At 37.5% G+C, this 17,975-nt stretch carries 13 protein-coding genes and 2 pseudogenes; 8 read left to right on the plus strand and 7 right to left on the minus strand.

Features of this window, described 5'->3' with window-relative positions; genetic code table 11:
- Nucleotides 1–68: 68 nt before the first annotated feature.
- Nucleotides 69–1,052, plus strand: coding sequence for a lysophospholipid acyltransferase family protein (locus RMB03_RS19285; protein ID WP_281835158.1), 984 nt, complete (start codon nt 69–71; stop codon nt 1,050–1,052).
- On the opposite strand, the gene RMB03_RS19290 is transcribed toward RMB03_RS19285, so the two are convergent.
- The 3 genes from RMB03_RS19290 to RMB03_RS19300 form a co-directional block, all read right to left on the minus strand.
- The gene (locus RMB03_RS19290; protein WP_311077274.1) at nt 1,005–3,437 is read right to left on the minus strand and encodes a DNA internalization-related competence protein ComEC/Rec2; all 2,433 of its coding nucleotides are present in this window, start codon (nt 3,435–3,437) and stop codon (nt 1,005–1,007) included. The genes RMB03_RS19285 and RMB03_RS19290 overlap by 48 nt on opposite strands.
- A gap of 83 nt (nt 3,438–3,520) precedes the next feature.
- Nucleotides 3,521–4,207: an ABC transporter ATP-binding protein gene (locus RMB03_RS19295; protein WP_004643715.1), complete on the minus strand. Its 687-nt coding sequence runs from the start codon at nt 4,205–4,207 to the stop codon at nt 3,521–3,523.
- On the minus strand, nt 4,200–5,435 hold the full coding sequence (locus tag RMB03_RS19300; RefSeq protein ID WP_003650195.1) for a lipoprotein-releasing ABC transporter permease subunit: 1,236 nt from the start codon (nt 5,433–5,435) through the stop codon (nt 4,200–4,202). Before RMB03_RS19300 ends, RMB03_RS19295 begins: the two co-directional genes overlap by 8 nt.
- A 149-nt stretch (nt 5,436–5,584) precedes the next feature.
- On the opposite strand from RMB03_RS19300, the pseudogene RMB03_RS19305 reads away from it, so the two are divergent.
- A pseudogene (locus RMB03_RS19305) lies at nt 5,585–5,665 on the plus strand (PilZ domain-containing protein); the annotation flags it as partial.
- A 29-nt stretch (nt 5,666–5,694) separates the two neighbouring features.
- Here RMB03_RS19305 and RMB03_RS19310 read toward each other — a convergent pair.
- Together RMB03_RS19310 and RMB03_RS19315 are read right to left on the minus strand one after the other, a co-directional pair.
- On the minus strand, nt 5,695–6,603 hold the full coding sequence (locus tag RMB03_RS19310; RefSeq protein ID WP_311077275.1) for an EamA family transporter: 909 nt from the start codon (nt 6,601–6,603) through the stop codon (nt 5,695–5,697).
- A gap of 7 nt (nt 6,604–6,610) precedes the next feature.
- Nucleotides 6,611–7,099 (minus strand): YaiI/YqxD family protein, encoded by a 489-nt coding sequence (locus RMB03_RS19315; RefSeq protein WP_016801978.1) that lies wholly within the window; start codon nt 7,097–7,099, stop codon nt 6,611–6,613.
- Nucleotides 7,100–7,345: 246 nt separating this feature from the next.
- Between RMB03_RS19315 and RMB03_RS19320 the strand changes: the two genes are divergently transcribed.
- Together RMB03_RS19320 and RMB03_RS19325 are read left to right on the plus strand one after the other, a co-directional pair.
- Complete coding sequence (locus RMB03_RS19320; protein WP_311077276.1) at nt 7,346–8,287, plus strand: hypothetical protein; 942 nt, start codon at nt 7,346–7,348, stop codon at nt 8,285–8,287.
- Between the two features lie 33 nt (nt 8,288–8,320).
- Complete coding sequence (locus RMB03_RS19325) at nt 8,321–8,467, plus strand: hypothetical protein (RefSeq protein WP_005038822.1); 147 nt, start codon at nt 8,321–8,323, stop codon at nt 8,465–8,467.
- A 59-nt stretch (nt 8,468–8,526) separates the two neighbouring features.
- Here RMB03_RS19325 and serC read toward each other — a convergent pair whose 3' ends face one another.
- Nucleotides 8,527–9,606, minus strand: a complete 1,080-nt coding sequence (gene serC, locus RMB03_RS19330; protein ID WP_005038821.1) for a 3-phosphoserine/phosphohydroxythreonine transaminase — start codon at nt 9,604–9,606, stop codon at nt 8,527–8,529.
- Between the two features lie 385 nt (nt 9,607–9,991).
- Here serC and RMB03_RS19335 point away from each other — a divergent pair.
- The 4 genes and pseudogenes from RMB03_RS19335 (at nt 9,992) to RMB03_RS19350 (ending at nt 14,842) form a co-directional block, all read left to right on the plus strand.
- Nucleotides 9,992–11,480: pseudogene (locus RMB03_RS19335) on the plus strand (TolC family protein).
- A gap of 12 nt (nt 11,481–11,492) precedes the next feature.
- A complete protein-coding gene (locus RMB03_RS19340) occupies nt 11,493–12,614 on the plus strand; it encodes an HlyD family secretion protein (protein ID WP_080027618.1) in 1,122 nt (373 codons plus the stop codon).
- Nucleotides 12,615–12,617: 3 nt separating this feature from the next.
- Entirely contained in the window at nt 12,618–13,748 is a 1,131-nt protein-coding gene (locus RMB03_RS19345; RefSeq protein WP_311077277.1) for an ABC transporter permease, read from the plus strand.
- Nucleotides 13,745–14,842 (plus strand): ABC transporter permease, encoded by a 1,098-nt coding sequence (locus RMB03_RS19350; RefSeq protein ID WP_311077278.1) that lies wholly within the window; start codon nt 13,745–13,747, stop codon nt 14,840–14,842. The genes RMB03_RS19345 and RMB03_RS19350 overlap by 4 nt, the downstream gene beginning before the upstream one ends.
- A 44-nt stretch (nt 14,843–14,886) precedes the next feature.
- Here RMB03_RS19350 and gyrA read toward each other — a convergent pair whose 3' ends face one another.
- Entirely contained in the window at nt 14,887–17,601 is a 2,715-nt protein-coding gene (gyrA, locus tag RMB03_RS19355) for a DNA gyrase subunit A (protein ID WP_311077279.1), read from the minus strand.
- Nucleotides 17,602–17,975 lie beyond the last annotated feature (374 nt).

Raw genomic sequence — 17,975 nt, forward strand, 5'->3', positions numbered from 1 at the left:
AAATAATATGATTTCATTTATAATAATTTTATCTTTTTTTAATTATTGCTTCCTTTTTCCCGCGATAGATGACCAAATTAGATACAAAAAGCATGAACTACTACCTACTCAAAACTTTTAGCCGCCAGCCAATTCAATTTGGACGTTTTCTTGCTCGTATGTTGGCAGGGTTAATCAATACTTTAAAAATTACTAAAACATCAAAAAGTATAGAACTAAACCTACAAATCGCCCTTCCACATTTAACGCCACAGCAGCGAATAGAAATTACGCAACAAGCTATTCGTAATGAAGTCACCTCATACTTTGAATTTTTAAGTATTTGGGGTTCATCAAATAGTAAGAATATCGAAAGAATTCATCATATTGAAGGTGAACATTACTTTCACGAAGCACTTGCAGCAAAAAAAGGTGTAGTTTTGATTGTTCCACATTTTGGTACATGGGAAGTCCTGAATGCTTGGTGTTCACAATTCACTTCAATGACAATTTTATACAAGCCAGTAAAAAATGAAGATGCAGACCGTTTTGTTCGAGAAGCACGTAGTCGTGAACAAGCCCACTTGGTTCCTACTGACGAAACTGGTGTAAGACAAATTTTTAAAGCTTTAAAACAAGGTGAAACTACCGTAATTTTGCCTGACCATACGCCTAATGTCGGCGGCAGTATGATCAATTATTTTGGTGTTCCCCTTGCCTCAAGTAATTTAAGTACCAAGCTTATTCAAAAGACTAAAGCAAAAGCTTTATTCCTTTACGCGATTCGTAACGAAAATGACGGCTTTACAATGCACGTTGAACCTATGGATGAGAAAATCTACGAAGGTAGTGCAGATGATGGAACTTATGTCATTCATCAGGCTATTGAACAACTCATCCATCGTTATCCAGAACATTACCACTGGAGCTATAAACGTTTTAAAGCAAACCCTGCTTTAGATAATATTTATAATATTGATCCCGCTGAAGCTCTTCAAATTGTAGATAAGCTTAAAGCAGAAGCTTCACAAATTCCTGTGAAGCCAAGTGCGCTCAAAACGTCGAGTGTATAAAACCATTTGATGATTCTGAGATACAAAACTTAATGTTCCTTGCTCAATTGTACTTTTAAAAGGAATATTAAGTGCTTGTATTCTCGCTATCACCTCTTTGCTTGGATGACCGTATCGGTTATTAAAACCGGCAGAGGCAACAACAAGCTTGGGATTTAAAGTCGCTAAGAAGTCATAGGCAGAACTATGTTTACTACCATGATGGCCTAATACCAAAACATCTACCTTTAAATCAGGATATTCTTTTATCAATTGATATTCTGCTTCCCATCCTGCATCCCCCATAATTAAATAGTTTTGATAACCTTTTATCTGTTTTAAATGAATATAAACGACACAAGAGTATTGATTTTGATTTGAAGAAACTAAATTTAAATCATTTTCTTTAGGCCAAAGTATCTCAATATCTAATTGTGGATATTGCCATTTTTGTCCTTGATGACAATAAGTAAATGGTTCTTTAACCTGTTCTTTCCACAACTCATTCGATATAACTTGTTTGATAGGGAAAGCCTGACTTATCGCCGGAAATGCACCACTATGATCTTGGTCAAGATGAGATAACACGATATGATCTAATTGTTTAATACCTTTCTGACGTAAATATGGGATCATTACATTTTGACCAATACTAAAAGCCTTCTCATCATAAGAACCGCCAGTATCAATTAACCATGTCTGCTCTGAATGTTGTAAAAAAATCGCTTGGCCCTGGCCTACGTCTATAATATTTAATTGGATTTGCTGGGATGACTTATTTGGAATGATTAAGGGTAAACAACATATGAGCCCCCAAGATTTCGGTAAAATACCACGCGGTAAAAATAAAATAATAATGGCACAGCTAAGACACACTAAAGCAAGTGGTGTCAGGCTTAAACCTTGCAACGGTAGAGATAACTTCTCTAAAAAACTAAAACATGTCAGCACTATACTGAGCAAAATATCATTAATCTGAAAGAGTGCATTTCCAATTGAATTAAAAATAAGCCACACACAAGCAGCAAAAATATTCAAAGGAACAATAATTCCTCCTAGCAAAGGAACTGCAATAATATTTGTGAGAGGTGCAACCCATGAAATTTGTTGAAAGAAAATCAGCATTAGGGGACATAGGGCGATAAATATTTTGCCCTGAGATTCAATGAGGGTTTTGCTTAAAAGAATTATTCTAGATAGCAGACTCACTGAAGCAAGATTTGGAGTCTGTACTATGGTTTGATAAATGCGTAATAAAATAAAGCAAGAACCATAAGAGAGCCAAAAACCTGCCGATAAGACACTAAATGGATCGAAAAGCAAAAGTAGACTTGCACTGTAAAACAAGAGTGAAAATGGCTTAACAGGTAGTTTTACCAACAATAAAAAGGCAAATAAAAATACTGAAAGTAACGTTCTTAAGGCTGGAATTTCAAAGCCTACAAAAGCTGTATAAATCAAAACACCGAAACATAACGGAATCATTGCCAATATTTGCTTGGGTTGCCATAAATAAAGCTGAGGATAATAACGTCGTACTAATTGATGTAAACCCCATAACAATATAATTGCAAAAATGAGGACATGAGGCCCTGAAATGGCCAACAAATGAGAGATTCCTAACTGCTTAAATTGATTTTTAATCTGTTCATTTAAAAGGCTTTCATCTCCTGTTAGAAGTGCTAATAACAATCCTTTGTTCTGTAAGGAAGATTTTTTTAGCATCAATCTAAATTTTAGGCGCAATTTTTCTATATTTAATTGTTGCCTAGTAAAAAACTTTTGTTGCTGTTGTAAATGATTTTGATAACCCAATCGATAAATTTCATCAGAGCTTAAAGGTTCAATATGTTGAACACTGAAACCTGACATTATATTTCGTTGAATGAACCATTGCTCCTGATCAAAAGCACCTGATACTGCATAACTATGAGCTGGTCTGGTTTTACCCGAAATTCGATAGTAATGACCTAATTGTAATTTTGGCCCCTCTATTAATGCACTCTCATTTTCATTTTTTAAATATAACAACCAATTCACCACATGGGATGACCGCCCTGGAACCTGAGCGAGTTGCTGTGTCTTATTATCTTTTTCTTCACTTATTCGGTCTATATACACAACAATGTCTAAAGACTCAAGTTGTATCTCCCGTAGTTGTAGTCTTTCATTTAAGGCATGCTGAGCATATTGATGACCTATAATAAAAAGGCTTAGACCGCAAATTAAACAGTAACCTGCCTTTAATAGAGGACGATTTACAACGACGTGCTGCTTAAAAATATAAAAAATAAAGCTGATAAAGAGGACAACTTTACCAATCCAACCATATTGCATTATTAAAGGAAGATCTATTCCCATAAATGCAATACCTACAACCCACCCCACTAAAATAAGCTTTAACATTTAAAATCATATCGTTATCTTTTTAGGGGCAAAATTAAAGCCCAACTGAGTGGGCTTTAACAATGTGATTTAATGACAATTTTTTAAGAACCGCTCACCCAAAGACCATCTTCCATATGCAAGATTGAATCTGCTGCCTGCGCCAACTGTTCATCATGAGTCACAATGAGCATTGCCATATTGAGTTCTTTCTTAAGATCGGTCAATAATTCAAAAATGCCTAAAGCCGTTTTACGATCTAGGTTTCCGGTTGGTTCATCAGCCAAAACAACCGCAGGTTGAGTGACCAAAGCACGGGCCAAAGCGACACGTTGGCGCTCACCGCCTGAAAGCTCACCTGGCTGATGATCCATACGATGAGATAAACCCACTCGGTCTAGTAAATATTCAGCTTGTGCTTTTACCGATTTGTATTGGCTATCTGGGCGAAGCATAAGAGGCATTGCCACATTTTCAAGCGCAGTAAACTCAGGTAACAAATGGTGAAATTGATAAACAAAACCGAGGTATTTGTTACGTTGAAAACCACGCTCGGCTTCACCTAAATTATCAAAACGCTGACCATTTAAAAATACTTGTCCTTGCGTTGGTTGCTCTAGACCGCCTAGCGCATGAAGTAAAGTACTTTTACCTGAACCACTCGCACCAACAATCGAAACAAACTGCCCTGCTTCAACTTGTAAAGAAAGACCTTTAATGACTTCAACCTTAGATTTACCATCATCAAAATGTTTATAGATATCTTTTGCTTCTAAAACAATTTTACTCATAGCGCAGTGCCTCGGCAGGTTGAACTTTGGCAGCACGAAGCGCCGGATAGATAGTCGCCAAGAAGCTTAAAAGTAAAGATACAATCACAATAATCGTCACATCTTGCCATCTTAAATAAGAAGGTAGGTAATGCACAAAGTAAGCATCAAATAGATTTAGGCCCAACACATTGTTAAACCATGAAATGATATCACTAATGGTTAAAGCCAAAATTACACCTAAAACCGTACCCGCAACTGTACCAATCACACCAATGACAGTACCTTGCACCATAAATATTTTAGTAATCATCGATGGCGACGCGCCTAATGTACGTAAAATGGCGATATCAGATTTTTTATCAGTAACAACCATCACTAAAGACGAAACGATATTAAATGCTGCAACCACAATGATAAGTACAAGTAACAAACCAACTAGTGTTTTTTCCATTTGAATGGCATTAAACAGATTGCCATGCGTATAGGTCCAGTTCGTCGCGTAGAAATTACTTGGTAAACTTTTTACCAAGTCATCCGCAACTTTTGGCGCGGCAAAAATATCATCTAGTTTTAAACGGACACCTTGAGCACCATCTGGTAAGCGTAATAGGGTTGACGCATCATATAGGGCGATATAACCCACCATAGAGTCGACTTCAGCACCTACACTAAAAATACCAACCACTTTAAAGCGTTTGAAACGAGGTACTACACCTGCTGGAGATGGCGTTGCTTCAGGTAAAACCAATGTCACGCTGTCGTTTAGACGTAAGCCTAATGAATCGGCCATATCTTTACCAAGAACAATACCAAACTCACCCTTTTTAAGTGAATCTAAGCTACCAGCAACAATATGATTTTGAATAATAGACACATTCTTTTCATATTTTGGGTCAATACCCGTCACCATAATACCTGCGACTTGCCCTTGCGCGGTTAACATACCTTGCAATTGGGTAAAAGGTGCAACCCCAGTTACATGTGGATGATGTTCAACTCGTTTTACCAGTTCAGGCCAATCCGTGAGGATTTGTGTAGATGAAACTGTCGCTTGCGGAACCATTCCCAAAACACGGTTTTTTAATTCGCGATCGAAACCGTTCATCACAGAAAGTACCGTAATCAGCACAGCGACACCTAGTGTCAAACCGACCATCGAAACCAATGCAATAAAAGAAATAAAATGATTACTGCGTCTTGCGCGAGTATATCTCAACCCTATATACAGTGAGATTGGTTTAAACATACCTTCTAAATCCAAGGTGATTGATGGGAAATAGCAGATGCTCATGTCAAATCGCATCCACATCTACTATTTGGCCATATCGTTAGATGCTGTATTAAGGTTTAAAAATCAGTAAGTTCTGATCTTTCCTTAACAATCCTAATATTATATTGCTGCGCTATTTTCTACTACTTAAGTTGGGAGATCAATTTGATCATGCATTTCGCTACGAATTAGAACAATTTAATGAATAAGCTCAACAAATTACCCAAATCTTCTCCTATTTAGGCTTAATATGTCGGACAAAATTTCGATTTGCTTGAATGTCTTTATAGAAATATAAAAATAGTCCAAACAGGATAATTAAAGCACCTACAAAAACCATAATCGAAAGTTGTTCATGATTTAAAGTAGCTCCAATCATCATGGCTAACATTGGCGTAATAACTGTCGTTAAAGATAAAGTCGTTGCCTGAATATTTTGTATAAGCTTGAAATAACAAAACATGGCAACTAATGAAGCCATCAGTACCGTATAAATTAAGGCAAATAAAGATTTAGCTTCTGGTAAATGTGTTGGTGCATATTGCCAAATAAATGGAATAAGACAACTTGCCAAAATTGAAGAAACTAAAATAGAGCCCGTTGCCTGAGCCATAGGCTGAATTTGTGCATTAACTTTCTTAACCCAGAAAATTGAAAAAGAATAGACAAAAACACTGATCAGCATGAGAACAATGCCAAACGGATGCACATGCTGATTCGATCCATTCAAGCAAATAATCGCTAAACCACTTACGGCAATAGCCATACCTAACCATTGCAACTTATAAAGTTGCTGACCAAATGCAAAACGGCCAATCAGCCCAGCCATAATGGGTGCTAAACCAAACATAAGCGCAATCATGCCTGAACTTAAATATTGGGTAGCGGCATAGGTGAAAATTTGAGAACCAATTAAGCTAAAAGATCCGGCAACATAGCTATGAATAGCTTGTCGATGAGTTGGAAAAGGCGTTTTTAAAATCAGTAATATGATTACTGCTAAAGGCAATGCAATAAAAAAGCGTAACAACAATGCCCACATAAGATGTAGATCGGACACACTCCAAACAATGGCCAAGGGAGTTGTTGCCCATATAAACACTAACAAGGCATAGGTTAAAGCCAAATTGGTTTGCGATGGCATGCGATGCTCACTTAGCTGTTTTACGTTTTTGCTTTAAAATTGTTTGATCTAATGCACTCGAAAATTCACGCTTATCCCGCTCGGAAATAGGTGGCGGTCCACCAGTTTGCACACCCGCGCCACGAAGCGTATCCATGAAGTCACGTAGATGTAACCGCGCTTTAACATTAGCAGTTGTATAAACCTCACCTCGAGGATGAATAGCAACGCCACCCTTTTCAATTACTTGAGCCGCTAATGGAATATCTTGCGTAATGACAATGTCATTTTCAATCATACGATCAACTATTTCTTTGTCGGCCTGATCTGCACCACTTAAAACCTGTATTGACTTGATGCGAACAGAAGGCGTAATCCCAACATTTTGATTAGCAACAAAGATGACTTCTAACTGATAACGATCTGATGCGCGCAAAATCACTTCACGTAATATTCTTGGTAAAGCATCTGCATCTACCCATAGCTTAAATGGTAGCAAGTTATTCTCTATTTCCACTAAAAATATAAGTCTAACAGATGCTTTTCTAAGGTGAATAGTAATAAACATTAAACTTGTTTTTAATTTAGTGTTTAAGTTTTTTAAGAGCCAGATCTACCTTTTATTTTATTATTAGCAGCAATATCTATCTTTCAATGACTAAATATGTGCTTTTACAAGAGAATTTACATATGGTGACTTGAAAAATAGCAAACACCCTCGATTTAATATAACAAGTAATGTGAACCCAACAGCATCATGCTTATGAAAAATCAAAACAGTCCAGAAGTTATTAAAGTAAATGACCAAAATTTTGGTAGTCATGGCGAACATTGGAATCTATTGACGTCCCATCCCGAAACAGATGTACCAAAATGGTTAGGACTAGCACTTGATGCACCCGTAATGCCAATGGGCTTATGCGAACATGAAGAAGATATGGATCAATCTTTTTGGTTGATTCAAGGCCCACAAAACCAAAAAGTTACAATCAACCAGATTATTGCGGTTGAAAATCAGAAACCTCGCGCACTCAAAACAGCCTTTCCAAGTTTTGAAAGTCCATATCAATATAATACGAAAATTGAACGTATCATTACTTGTGACTCTGCAACACAAGCTGTTTTAAGTTTAAAACTAAATAAAGATACAACGGTTTACGCATTTGATAATTTATTTAGCGTTAACGCTTGTCAATATGACAAAACTAAAGACTATCAAGTTCAATTTAATGCATGGGCTTATGAATTAGAACCTGTTCCAGCAGGCGAAAAAATCGTTGTTGATGACCCAGCCTCAATTAAACATCACCGTGCATTAAATGCGATTTTGACTGAACATAATGGTGTTGCTCCTGAAAATTTACAGGAACTCATTAATGAATGGCAACCAAAAACTCCAGAAGATCAAGAACCTGTAACCGTTGATTTTTCAAAAATGGTCGCTTATTTATATGGTGAAAATCTTGGTCAAGAAGATGAAGCATGGTTCCAAGGTAATATTGTTGGCAAAACTTCTATGACATTTATGGGGGCAGAATATACCCTTTATGATGTTACTTTGGTTTTAGAAGATGATCTTCCTGCCATATTAGTGCGCATTGCAACCAAAAACGATTTGTATAAAAACTTTAATATTGGCGAATATATTCGCGGTAATATCTGGATTCAGGCGACTATTTGTGCTAAAAAGGGTGAAACTAATTGAATTTCACTAATATTTTAATAATTAGGTTATTGAATGAAGATTATACCCGAACAAACTACCAGCCTCATTCAATCTAGTAGCCTGCGCGTAAAGGTCGATACTGGTGCGTTTTGCTTTTTTGTATTGGGTATGTTTTTAGCTGCCATATTCATGCACCAGTTTGGTTTAGTTCCTTTTTAGTTTATAAAATTTATTCAAAAATAAAGCCCTCATTTGAGGGCTTTATTTATTTGATTTGCTTAACCATTACGCTTTGCAAAATCATCCATAAAGTTGATTAAAGCCTGTACACCTTCTAAAGGCACTGCGTTGTAAATACTTGCACGCATACCACCGACAGAGCGATGTCCAGCTAAGTTTAATAAATGGTTTGCTTCCGCTTCTTTTAAGAATTGCTTTTCTAAAGCTTCATCTGCCAAGGTAAACGGTACATTCATAATTGAACGGTTTGGAATTGCAATCGGGTTATTGTAGAAATCGCTTGAGTCGATATAACCATATAATGACTGAGCTTTTGCAAGGTTAACTTTATGGATAGCATCTACCCCACCCTGCTCTAGCAACCACTCAAATACCAAACCAGACAAGTACCAAGCATAAGTCGATGGTGTATTAACCATAGAACCATTTTTCGCTTGGTCACCATATTTCAAGATGCTTGGAATTTCTGGTTTAGCTTGATCAAGTAAGTCATCACGAATAATGACAATTGTTAAACCAGCAGGACCAATATTTTTTTGTGCGCCAGCATAGATCAAACCAAACTTGGTCACATCTAATGGAGCAGATAAAATACTTGATGAATAGTCACAAACGAGTGGAGCTTTTACATCAGGAATTCCTGCAAACTGTAAGCCACCAATCGTTTCATTATCGGCATAATGTACATAGGCTGCGTCGTCAGATAAATTCCATTCGCTTTGTTCAGAAATTGCGAACTTACCATCTACTTTAATACCAGCTTCTACAACATTAATGTCGCCATAACGTTTTGCTTCTTTTAACGCTTTTTCAGACCAGATGCCTGTATCAATATAATCAGCTTTATTGTTCTTACCCAAAAGGTTTAAAGGAATCGCAGAAAATTGTAATGACGCACCGCCTTGTAAAAACAGTACTTTATAGTTTTCTGGAATATTCATTAACTTGCGTAAATCTGCTTCAGCTTTTTCAGCCATAGCAACATAGTCAGCACTACGATGACTCATTTCCATGATGGATAGACCTTTACCATGCCAATCCAACATTTCTTGTTGAGCTTTTTCTAAAACGGCAGTAGGTAATGCAGCAGGACCAGCACAGAAATTGTACGCGCGCATGATTTTTCCCTTGTATAAAGTCAAACACAATAAAAATGGCATTTAACCACAGATTGCTTAAGCTTGCAGCAGCTTCTCAAGTAAATATTTCAATGCTGGACTGTATTTATGATCATTTTTTCAATTATTGTTGTATTTATTTCTTTGCTTTTATTTGTGATTTTATCAGTTTAAAACATTTTCATTGAGTAAAGACCAACTTGACTTGTGATTATGATTTCACATACTTTGATATGTAGTACAAAATATGGGCTTTATAATATTTAAGAATTAAAGGGAGCTTAAACTATCTTGTTTCTATACAAATGTATAAGAAACAAGATGATAATTGAATTTAATAACAAGAAATTTAAACTATAAGGGATGCCAGAAATTGTTATTTAAAATGCCAGTACATCGATATAGACAGTCTATTTGCCCCTTTTTCTTTAAACCCAAGCATCTTGCTTTGGCCTTAGGACTTTTTTTTCACAAATCATTTATATGCTCAAAGCTTAAGCTATGCTGAAGCGGAACAACAAGCTTTAAAGAGTTCATATAGCACTCAAGCTAATCAGGCTTTGCAGCAAGCGTCTCAACTAGAAGCTGAAGCAGTGAAAGGACTCGGATTACCTCGAGTTGATTTAAATGTTAGAGCATATGCCTTTCATAGCGAAACAGACGTCCCCCTCGCCTCTTTTAAACAAAAGCTTGAGAATGATTTAAGTCAGGGGTTCAACGACAAACTTTCACAGTGGAACAATGTCATTCCATCGGATGTGCTTGGACAAGTTCAAGAAGGTGCAAATCAAACTATTCATGATGGTATAAATCGCTTTCCCGACTATGCGAATCTGACTGTAGAAGATCAGGTTGTACGCCCTTCTATTTCGGTCGTTATGCCCCTATATACAGGTGGTTTAACCAGCAGTGCAAAAAAAATAGCCAACATTCAAGCACAGCGTTCAGAACTTTCAAGTCAGCAGCAACAAGATGTACAGCGGTTTGAAGTTGTACAAAGTTATTTTAATGTTCAATTACAGCAGCAACTGGTAGCAAGTAGTTTATTCAACTTTAATGCTATGCAAAAACATTACAGCAATGCCCTAAAGCTCGAACAACAAGGGTTTATTAGTAAAGGACAACGCATGCAGTTTGAAGTAGCTCGCAATAATGCGGAACGTACTTTACAAAGTACTCAAGCCAACTTAAATGCCAGTCGCTTTAGCCTTAACAATCTTCTACATCAACAAAATAATGTAGATTTAAGTACCCCTTTATTTGTAAATAACACTCCAAGCCAAACTCTAGAATCACTTTTAACCAGTTATTCGCAAAAATCCAGTCTTGTACAAAAAATGCAGATGGATACCCAACTGGCTAACGTAAATATTCAAGCTCAACAAGCCGCAAAAAAACCAAGTCTTTTTGCATTTGGTGAATATGCCCTTGATGAAAATGAAAACTGGATTGTAGGTGTAATGGCAAAATACAACCTATTCTCTGGTGTAGATAAAAATAAGAATATCCATGCTGCCGAATTAAAGCGTTATGCTTCTGAACTTATGACCGAACGTACCAAGCAAGAAATTGAGGCACTTCTGAATAAGTCATATAACGAACTCAACTCTGCTCAGCAAAGCCATCAACTCTTACAAAGAAACGTAAATGCCGCTCAAGAAAACTTGCGTATTCAAGAACTGTCTTTCCGTGAAGGAATGGGTACTGCAACCCAAGTGATTGATGCACAAAATGCTTTAAGTGCTTTAAAAACTGAAATGGCTTTAAATGCCTATAAATATGTCATGTCACTCGCAACTCTATTGCAAAGTCACGGTTCAATTGATCAATTTAAAGCTTACGTTAATCAACCACATACCGACTATATCCGTTAATAGGAGTATAAAATGAATCAAGAATCATCTCATTCAGAACAGGATTCTCTTGCTGCGGATACGGTAGAAATTAACCAATCTCAAAAAAACGATCAAGCGAGTGACACCCCTGAATCAAACATAAATAACGGTGACTCTCAACCACCTAAGAACTCCAAGCTTAAACTGATTATTGGCTTAGTAATTATTGCGCTATTAGGTTTAATTATTTTTGGTTTGTGGAAAAGTTATCAGCCAAAGCCTATTGAGCTACAAGGTCGGGTTGAAGCCGAAACTATTCATGTGAGTACGAAAGTTCCAAGTCGTATTGAAGAAATTTATGTACAAGAAGGCCAGAAAATTTCCAAAGGCCAGCCACTTGTTCGCTTGGTTAGCCCAGAAATAGAAGCTAAAAAGCAACAAGCCTTGGCAGCTTTACAATCAGCTTTAGCATTTCAATCTACGGTAGACCGCGGTTCTCAGCAAGAAAATATCGATACTCTTTATGCCAACTGGCAAAGCACCAAAGCACAAGCAAACCTTGCAAAAACCACTTACCAACGTGGTGAAAATTTATATAAACAAGGTGTCATTTCTCGTCAAAGACGAGATGAAATGCTAGCGGCTCAAACTTCTGCCCAAGAATTAAGTGAAGCCTCTTATCAACAATATGCTCGTGCAAAACGTGGCAGTACGAGCCAACAAAAATCTACAGCAGATGCACAGGTTGAAATTGCAAAAGCAGCTGTAGGCGAAGCAAAAGCACTTGAGGCTGAGACACGTTTATTCTCTCCTATTTCCGGTACAATTTCAAAAACTTACGGGAAGCCTTCCGAGTTAGTTGCTATGGGTGTACCTGTTGTCAGCATTTTAGAAGATGATGATTTATGGGTCAGCTTAAACGTGGGTGAAAATCAATATGCCTCTGTTTATAAAAATAAAACCCTTGAAGGTTTTATTCCTGCACTGAATCAAAATGTGACTTTTAAAATTAAGAATATTGATGCTGAAGGTGAATTTGCCACTATAAAAACTACTCGCCAAACTGGAGGCTATGATATTCGTAGCTTTAAACTTCATCTTGTACCTGAAAAACCAGTGCAAGATTTAAAAGTGGGTATGAGTGTTCTATTTAAAATTAAAGAAGAAAAATAACGCATGTTTGCCAGTATATTACGTGAACTAAACTATCTAAAAAGCAATAAATGGGATTTGTGCATGGTGACACTTATCCCCGCTTTTATCATTTTTTTGTTTAGCAGCATGTTTTACGCAGGTAAAGCTGAACACTTACCGATTGCGATTATTGACCAGGACCAAAGTGAACTCAGCCGCAATATTGAGAAGTATCTTTCGTTGAATCATACGGTAGATATTAAAACGATTACGGCAAGTTCTACTGAAGCGGAACAATTACTGAATGAAACTAAAATCTGGGGTTATGTTTTCATTCCGGACGGTGCTGAAAAGCGTTTTGTGAAAGCGCAAGATGCTCAAATCAGCATTGCTTTTAACCAGTCTTTCTTTAGCGTGGGAAATACGATTTCTTCAGCAATGCTGGTAAGTACCCTCAATGCTTTAGCAGACTATGCAGGCCAAAGTTATCTTGCAAATAATATTCCCTATTTAGATGTACCTACAGCTCATGTAAAAGTATCAACGCTTTACAACCCAAGCATGAGCTATGAGTTTTATTTAGAGCCATTTATGGTTCCTGCCGTATTGCATCTGTTGCTATGCTGCTGTGTTGCTTTTGCAATTGGACAAGAACTAAAACGTAATACCCTCACTCAATGGGTGAACCGAGAAAATTTTATTCAAGGCTTATTGGCTAAAAATTTGCTCTATAGCCTTATTTTTTGTGTATGGACATGGTTATGGATGTTTTGGCTAGTTGAAATCCGTGGCTGGTTCGTAGCGGGTTCCTTAAGTTTATTGCTGGTTGCACAGTTCTTACTTTATTTTGCCTATGCTCTGATTAGCAGTACGGTCATTCTTGCCACTAAAAATTTAAGTAAAACTTTTGGCTTTATTGCCGTCTATGGTGGCTCATCTTTAAGTTTTGCAGGCGTTACTTTGCCTTTAAATAATGCACCGATTTTCACTAAATTTTGGTCACTCATTATTCCCTATACACCTTATGCCAAGCTGCAAACCGAACAATGGGTGATTGGTAGTCCACTTTTCATTTCAATGATTCCCTTTTTAATACTTCTGGGTTACTGCCTTATTTACTTCTTTTTAAGTTCTCTACTGCTTAAAAAATTAATTCGGGGAGCAACTCCATGAAAGACTTTTTAAAGGCTTATGGGCAAACATTTAAAGATATTGTTAGTAATAGTTCGGTTTTCACAACTCTGATTTTATCGGTCATTCTTTATAGCTTTTTTTATCCCACTGCCTATAAAGCAGAACGTGCTGAATCAATTCCAATTGTGATTGTTGATGAAGAACAAAGCCTATTAACCTCTCAATTAATCGGCCAAAGTGCAAATAGTCCACATGTTCATATTGTTACCGTTACAAGTAATTTCTTACAAGCTGAACAAATGGTGCGTGAACAAAAGGCCGATGGTATTTTACTTTTACCAAGCAACCTAACTCAAAGCTTACGCCGAGGAGAAACAGGTGGGATTGGCTTATATCTGAGCACAACCAACTTTTTAAAAACTAAAGAAATTGGTTTAGGTTTAGCCACATCCATTGAAGCCACATTAAAAGAATATATTGAAAGATTTGGAGAGCGCACACATTTCCAACCGGCCCTTTCTATTCATCAAGTCCCGTTATTTAACCCGCTTTCAGGATATGGAAGTTATATTTTTCCAGCTGTTGCAGGTTTAATTATCCATCAAACGATTGTGTTAAGTTTAGCGATGCTAATCGCAAGCTACCGTGAACAACACCAAAAAATTACAGGTGTTCGCTTCGCTGGAATTTTTGCAAGTATATTTACCATTGGCTGTTTAGGATGTTTTTATCTTTTCGGTTTTACCTTATGGTTCAATGACTATCCACATGGTGGGAACTTTACTGGATTGCTAGTCGCCGTTCCTATTTTTGTTAGTTGTGTGATTGGATTAGGCATGCTGATTGGCTCACTTTTAGATATGCCAGAACGTGCTGGACATATTATTGTGTTTAGCTCTATACCTTTATTCTTATTAACTGGAGCTGCATGGCCTCATCAAGCCATGCCCGAGTGGTTACAATGGTTTGCTTGGTGTTTACCCTCTACACATGCCGTACAAATGTTTGTACAACTTAATCAGATGGGTGTTCCTTTAGCAACGGTTGTACCAAAATTGATATTTCTTGCGACAGCCGGATTAATATTAATGTGCTTAGCTTATTATCGACTTGTTAAAAAATCTTCTTCATAAAATAAAAAAGGAAGCTTACGCTTCCTTTTTTATTTAATTTCTACTTACTCTTCTGATGCATCGTCATTCGTAGACACTGCATCTTCGGTATCTAATTCTGAAGTATCAACCTCTCCTTCGAGAAACTCTTCTTCATCTTCAACCGCTTCAATAGACACAACACCCACCAAGGTTTCTTCTTCGCTTAAACGAATTAGACGTACACCTTGTGCATTACGACCAGTCATTGCAACTTCTGCCGCGCGAGTACGAACTAATGTACCACCATCAGAAATAAGCAACAGTTCTTTGCTTTCATCAATAGATACCGCACCCACAAGCTCACCATTACGTTCACTTGTCTTAATTGCAATAACACCCTTACCACCACGTTTTTTGGTTGGGAAGTCATTTACAGGAGTACGTTTACCATAACCATTGGCACTCGCACACAGCACTTCACCCGTTTCAGGAACAACAACAAGTGATACGATGCGACTTACTACACTTAACTCTGCTGAATCTTCATTATCATCAGATTCATCATTTTCAATTTCTGCATCTTCTTCACTTAAAGTGTTGCTTGCAATGCTAACGCGCATACCACGGACGCCTTTAGCAGTACGCCCCATTGAACGCACATCAGTTTCAGCAAAACGAATTGCCTTACCTTCATTTGAGAACAACATGATTTGCTGATTACCATCAGTAATCGCAACACCAATTAAGGTATCCTCTTCATTAAGTTCAATTGCACGTAAGCCATTTGAACGAATGTTAGAGAACTGCTCTAAATCAACACGTTTAACTGTACCTGAAGCTGTTGCCATAAATACGTAATGGTTTTCTAGGAACTCTGTTAACGGCAAGATCGCAGTTACTGTTTCGTTCGCATCTAAAGGTAACAAGTTTATAATCGGGCGGCCTTTTGCACCACGTGATGCTTGAGGCACTTCAAACACTCTAAGTCGGTATACTTTACCTACGTTAGTAAAGCACAGCACAGTCGCATGGTTTGAAGCTACAATGAGATGTTGAATAAAGTCATCACTCTTCATTGAAGTTGCAGACTTACCACGTCCACCACGGCGCTGAGCCTGATAGTCAGAAAGCGGTTGAGTTTTTGCGTAGCCTGTTTGTGAAACCGTTAATACAACTTGTTCTTCTGGAATTAAATCTTCACGACTAAAATCAATACGCGATTCAATAATTTCCGTACGACGTCCATCACCATACTGTTGTAATACTTGTGCTAATTCTTCACGAATCACAGCCATCAATAAATTGAAATCATTAAGAATTGCCGTAAGTTCAGCAATTTGACCTAAAATTTCAGTATATTCAGCATGTAATTTATCTTGCTCAAGACCCGTTAAACGATGTAAACGCAATTCTAAAATTGCACCTACTTGCGTTGGAGATAGACGATAAATCGATTCAGACAAGCCAAATGGACGATCTTGGTTTTCACCTTCGATTTCATCTGGACGAACAGAAATAGCACCAGCTTTTTCGAGTAAAGAAACGACACCACCGCCAGCCCACTCACCTGCTAGTAAACGCTCACGCGCTTCAGCTGGGTTAGCAGAAGTTTTAATGGTTTCGATAATTTCATCAATATTGGCTAAGGCAACGGTTAAGCCTTCCAAGATATGACCACGTTCACGTGCTTTACGCAATTCGAACATGGTACGGCGTGTCACTACTTCTTGGCGGTGACGAATAAATGCCGCAATAATATCTTTCAGATTCATCAATTTTGGTTGTCCATTGTCAAGACAAACCATGTTGATGCTGAATGAGTTTTCAAGCTGTGTATTTAAGAATAAGTTATTTACAATGACTTCTGCGTTTTCACCGCGTTTCAAGTCAATCGCAATACGCATACCGTCTTTATCAGACTCATCACGAAGCTCTGAAATACCTTCAAGTTTTTTCTCTTTAACTAACTCGGCAATACGCTCAATAACTCTTGCTTTGTTAACTTGATATGGAATTTCAGTAAAGACGATGGTTATACGACCTGTCTTTTCATCTTCTTCGAAATGGTACTTACCACGAATGTGTAGTCGACCTTTACCTGTACGGTAAGCATCAACAATACCTGATTTACCGTAAATAATACCGCCTGTAGGGAAATCAGGACCACTAATATATTCCATCAATCCTTCAATCGAGATATTCGGATTGTCGGCATAGGCTAAACATGCATTCACAACTTCTGTCATGTTGTGTGGTGCCATGTTTGTTGCCATACCAACAGCAATACCGGCAGCACCATTAATTAGCAAGTTTGGAACACGTGTCGGAACCACCTGAGGAATACGCTCAGATCCGTCGTAGTTATCTTCCCAGTCAACAGTGTCTTTTTCTAGATCTGCAAGAAGTTCGTGCGCTAACTTTGTCATACGGACTTCGGTATAACGCATTGCAGCTGCGCTATCGCCATCAATCGAACCGAAGTTACCCTGACCATCTACCAATAAATAACGTAAGCTAAAGTCCTGAGCCATACGTACAATGGTTTCATAAACAGCTGAGTCACCATGAGGGTGATATTTACCGATTACGTCCCCAACAACACGTGCAGATTTCTTGTAGGCTTTGTTATAGTCATTGCCTAATTCGTGCATGGCAAATAGCACACGACGGTGAACAGGTTTTAGACCGTCTCTCACATCCGGCAATGCACGAGATACGATTACACTCATCGCGTAATCTAAATATGAATGCTTGAGTTCATCCTCAATGGCAATCGGTCGGATTTCCGATACGCTCATGCATACTCCTTCTTACAGATAGAAATTTCCATCTGCTTATATGTCTTGATCTTGCAAAAAATTTAGTTCCGGAAACTGAACTAAAGTCGAAAAAAATATAGCTGTATACTATAGCACAAACTGCTCATTAACTGGGAGTTTAACAATCTGAAAATAGCATTTTTTTACAATAAAAATTCCATTAGAATTAACAAGTTAAAATTAGACATTTCTGCTTTTAAATGTATTTTTAAAAACTGCACAATTCGACTAAAATACAACCAATACAAAAGTGCTCCCTAGAGAGCACTTTTTATTTATTCTTAAAAATAAAACTTTTTTAATTAGTTTAGTTCAACGATATTTAGCTTGAACATTCTTGTTTTTAGTCAAAT

Source organism: Acinetobacter sp. V91_7, from assembly GCF_031799075.1.
Taxonomy (GTDB): Bacteria; Pseudomonadota; Gammaproteobacteria; order Pseudomonadales; family Moraxellaceae; genus Acinetobacter; species Acinetobacter calcoaceticus.

What these genes read in the sequence shown, in the direction of transcription:
- gyrA (WP_311077279.1), bottom strand. Translation starts at nt 17,601, where the DNA reads ATGAGCGTATCGGAAATCCGACCGATTGCCATTGAGGATGAACTCAAG.
- serC (WP_005038821.1), bottom strand. Translation starts at nt 9,606, where the DNA reads ATGCGCGCGTACAATTTCTGTGCTGGTCCTGCTGCATTACCTACTGCC.
- RMB03_RS19295 (WP_004643715.1), bottom strand. Translation starts at nt 4,207, where the DNA reads ATGAGTAAAATTGTTTTAGAAGCAAAAGATATCTATAAACATTTTGAT.
- RMB03_RS19300 (WP_003650195.1), bottom strand. Translation starts at nt 5,435, where the DNA reads ATGTTTAAACCAATCTCACTGTATATAGGGTTGAGATATACTCGCGCA.
- RMB03_RS19320 (WP_311077276.1), top strand. Translation starts at nt 7,346, where the DNA reads ATGAAAAATCAAAACAGTCCAGAAGTTATTAAAGTAAATGACCAAAAT.
- RMB03_RS19290 (WP_311077274.1), bottom strand. Translation starts at nt 3,437, where the DNA reads ATGTTAAAGCTTATTTTAGTGGGGTGGGTTGTAGGTATTGCATTTATG.
- RMB03_RS19345 (WP_311077277.1), top strand. Translation starts at nt 12,618, where the DNA reads ATGTTTGCCAGTATATTACGTGAACTAAACTATCTAAAAAGCAATAAA.
- RMB03_RS19340 (WP_080027618.1), top strand. Translation starts at nt 11,493, where the DNA reads ATGAATCAAGAATCATCTCATTCAGAACAGGATTCTCTTGCTGCGGAT.
- RMB03_RS19325 (WP_005038822.1), top strand. Translation starts at nt 8,321, where the DNA reads ATGAAGATTATACCCGAACAAACTACCAGCCTCATTCAATCTAGTAGC.
- RMB03_RS19285 (WP_281835158.1), top strand. Translation starts at nt 69, where the DNA reads ATGACCAAATTAGATACAAAAAGCATGAACTACTACCTACTCAAAACT.
- RMB03_RS19310 (WP_311077275.1), bottom strand. Translation starts at nt 6,603, where the DNA reads ATGCCATCGCAAACCAATTTGGCTTTAACCTATGCCTTGTTAGTGTTT.
- RMB03_RS19350 (WP_311077278.1), top strand. Translation starts at nt 13,745, where the DNA reads ATGAAAGACTTTTTAAAGGCTTATGGGCAAACATTTAAAGATATTGTT.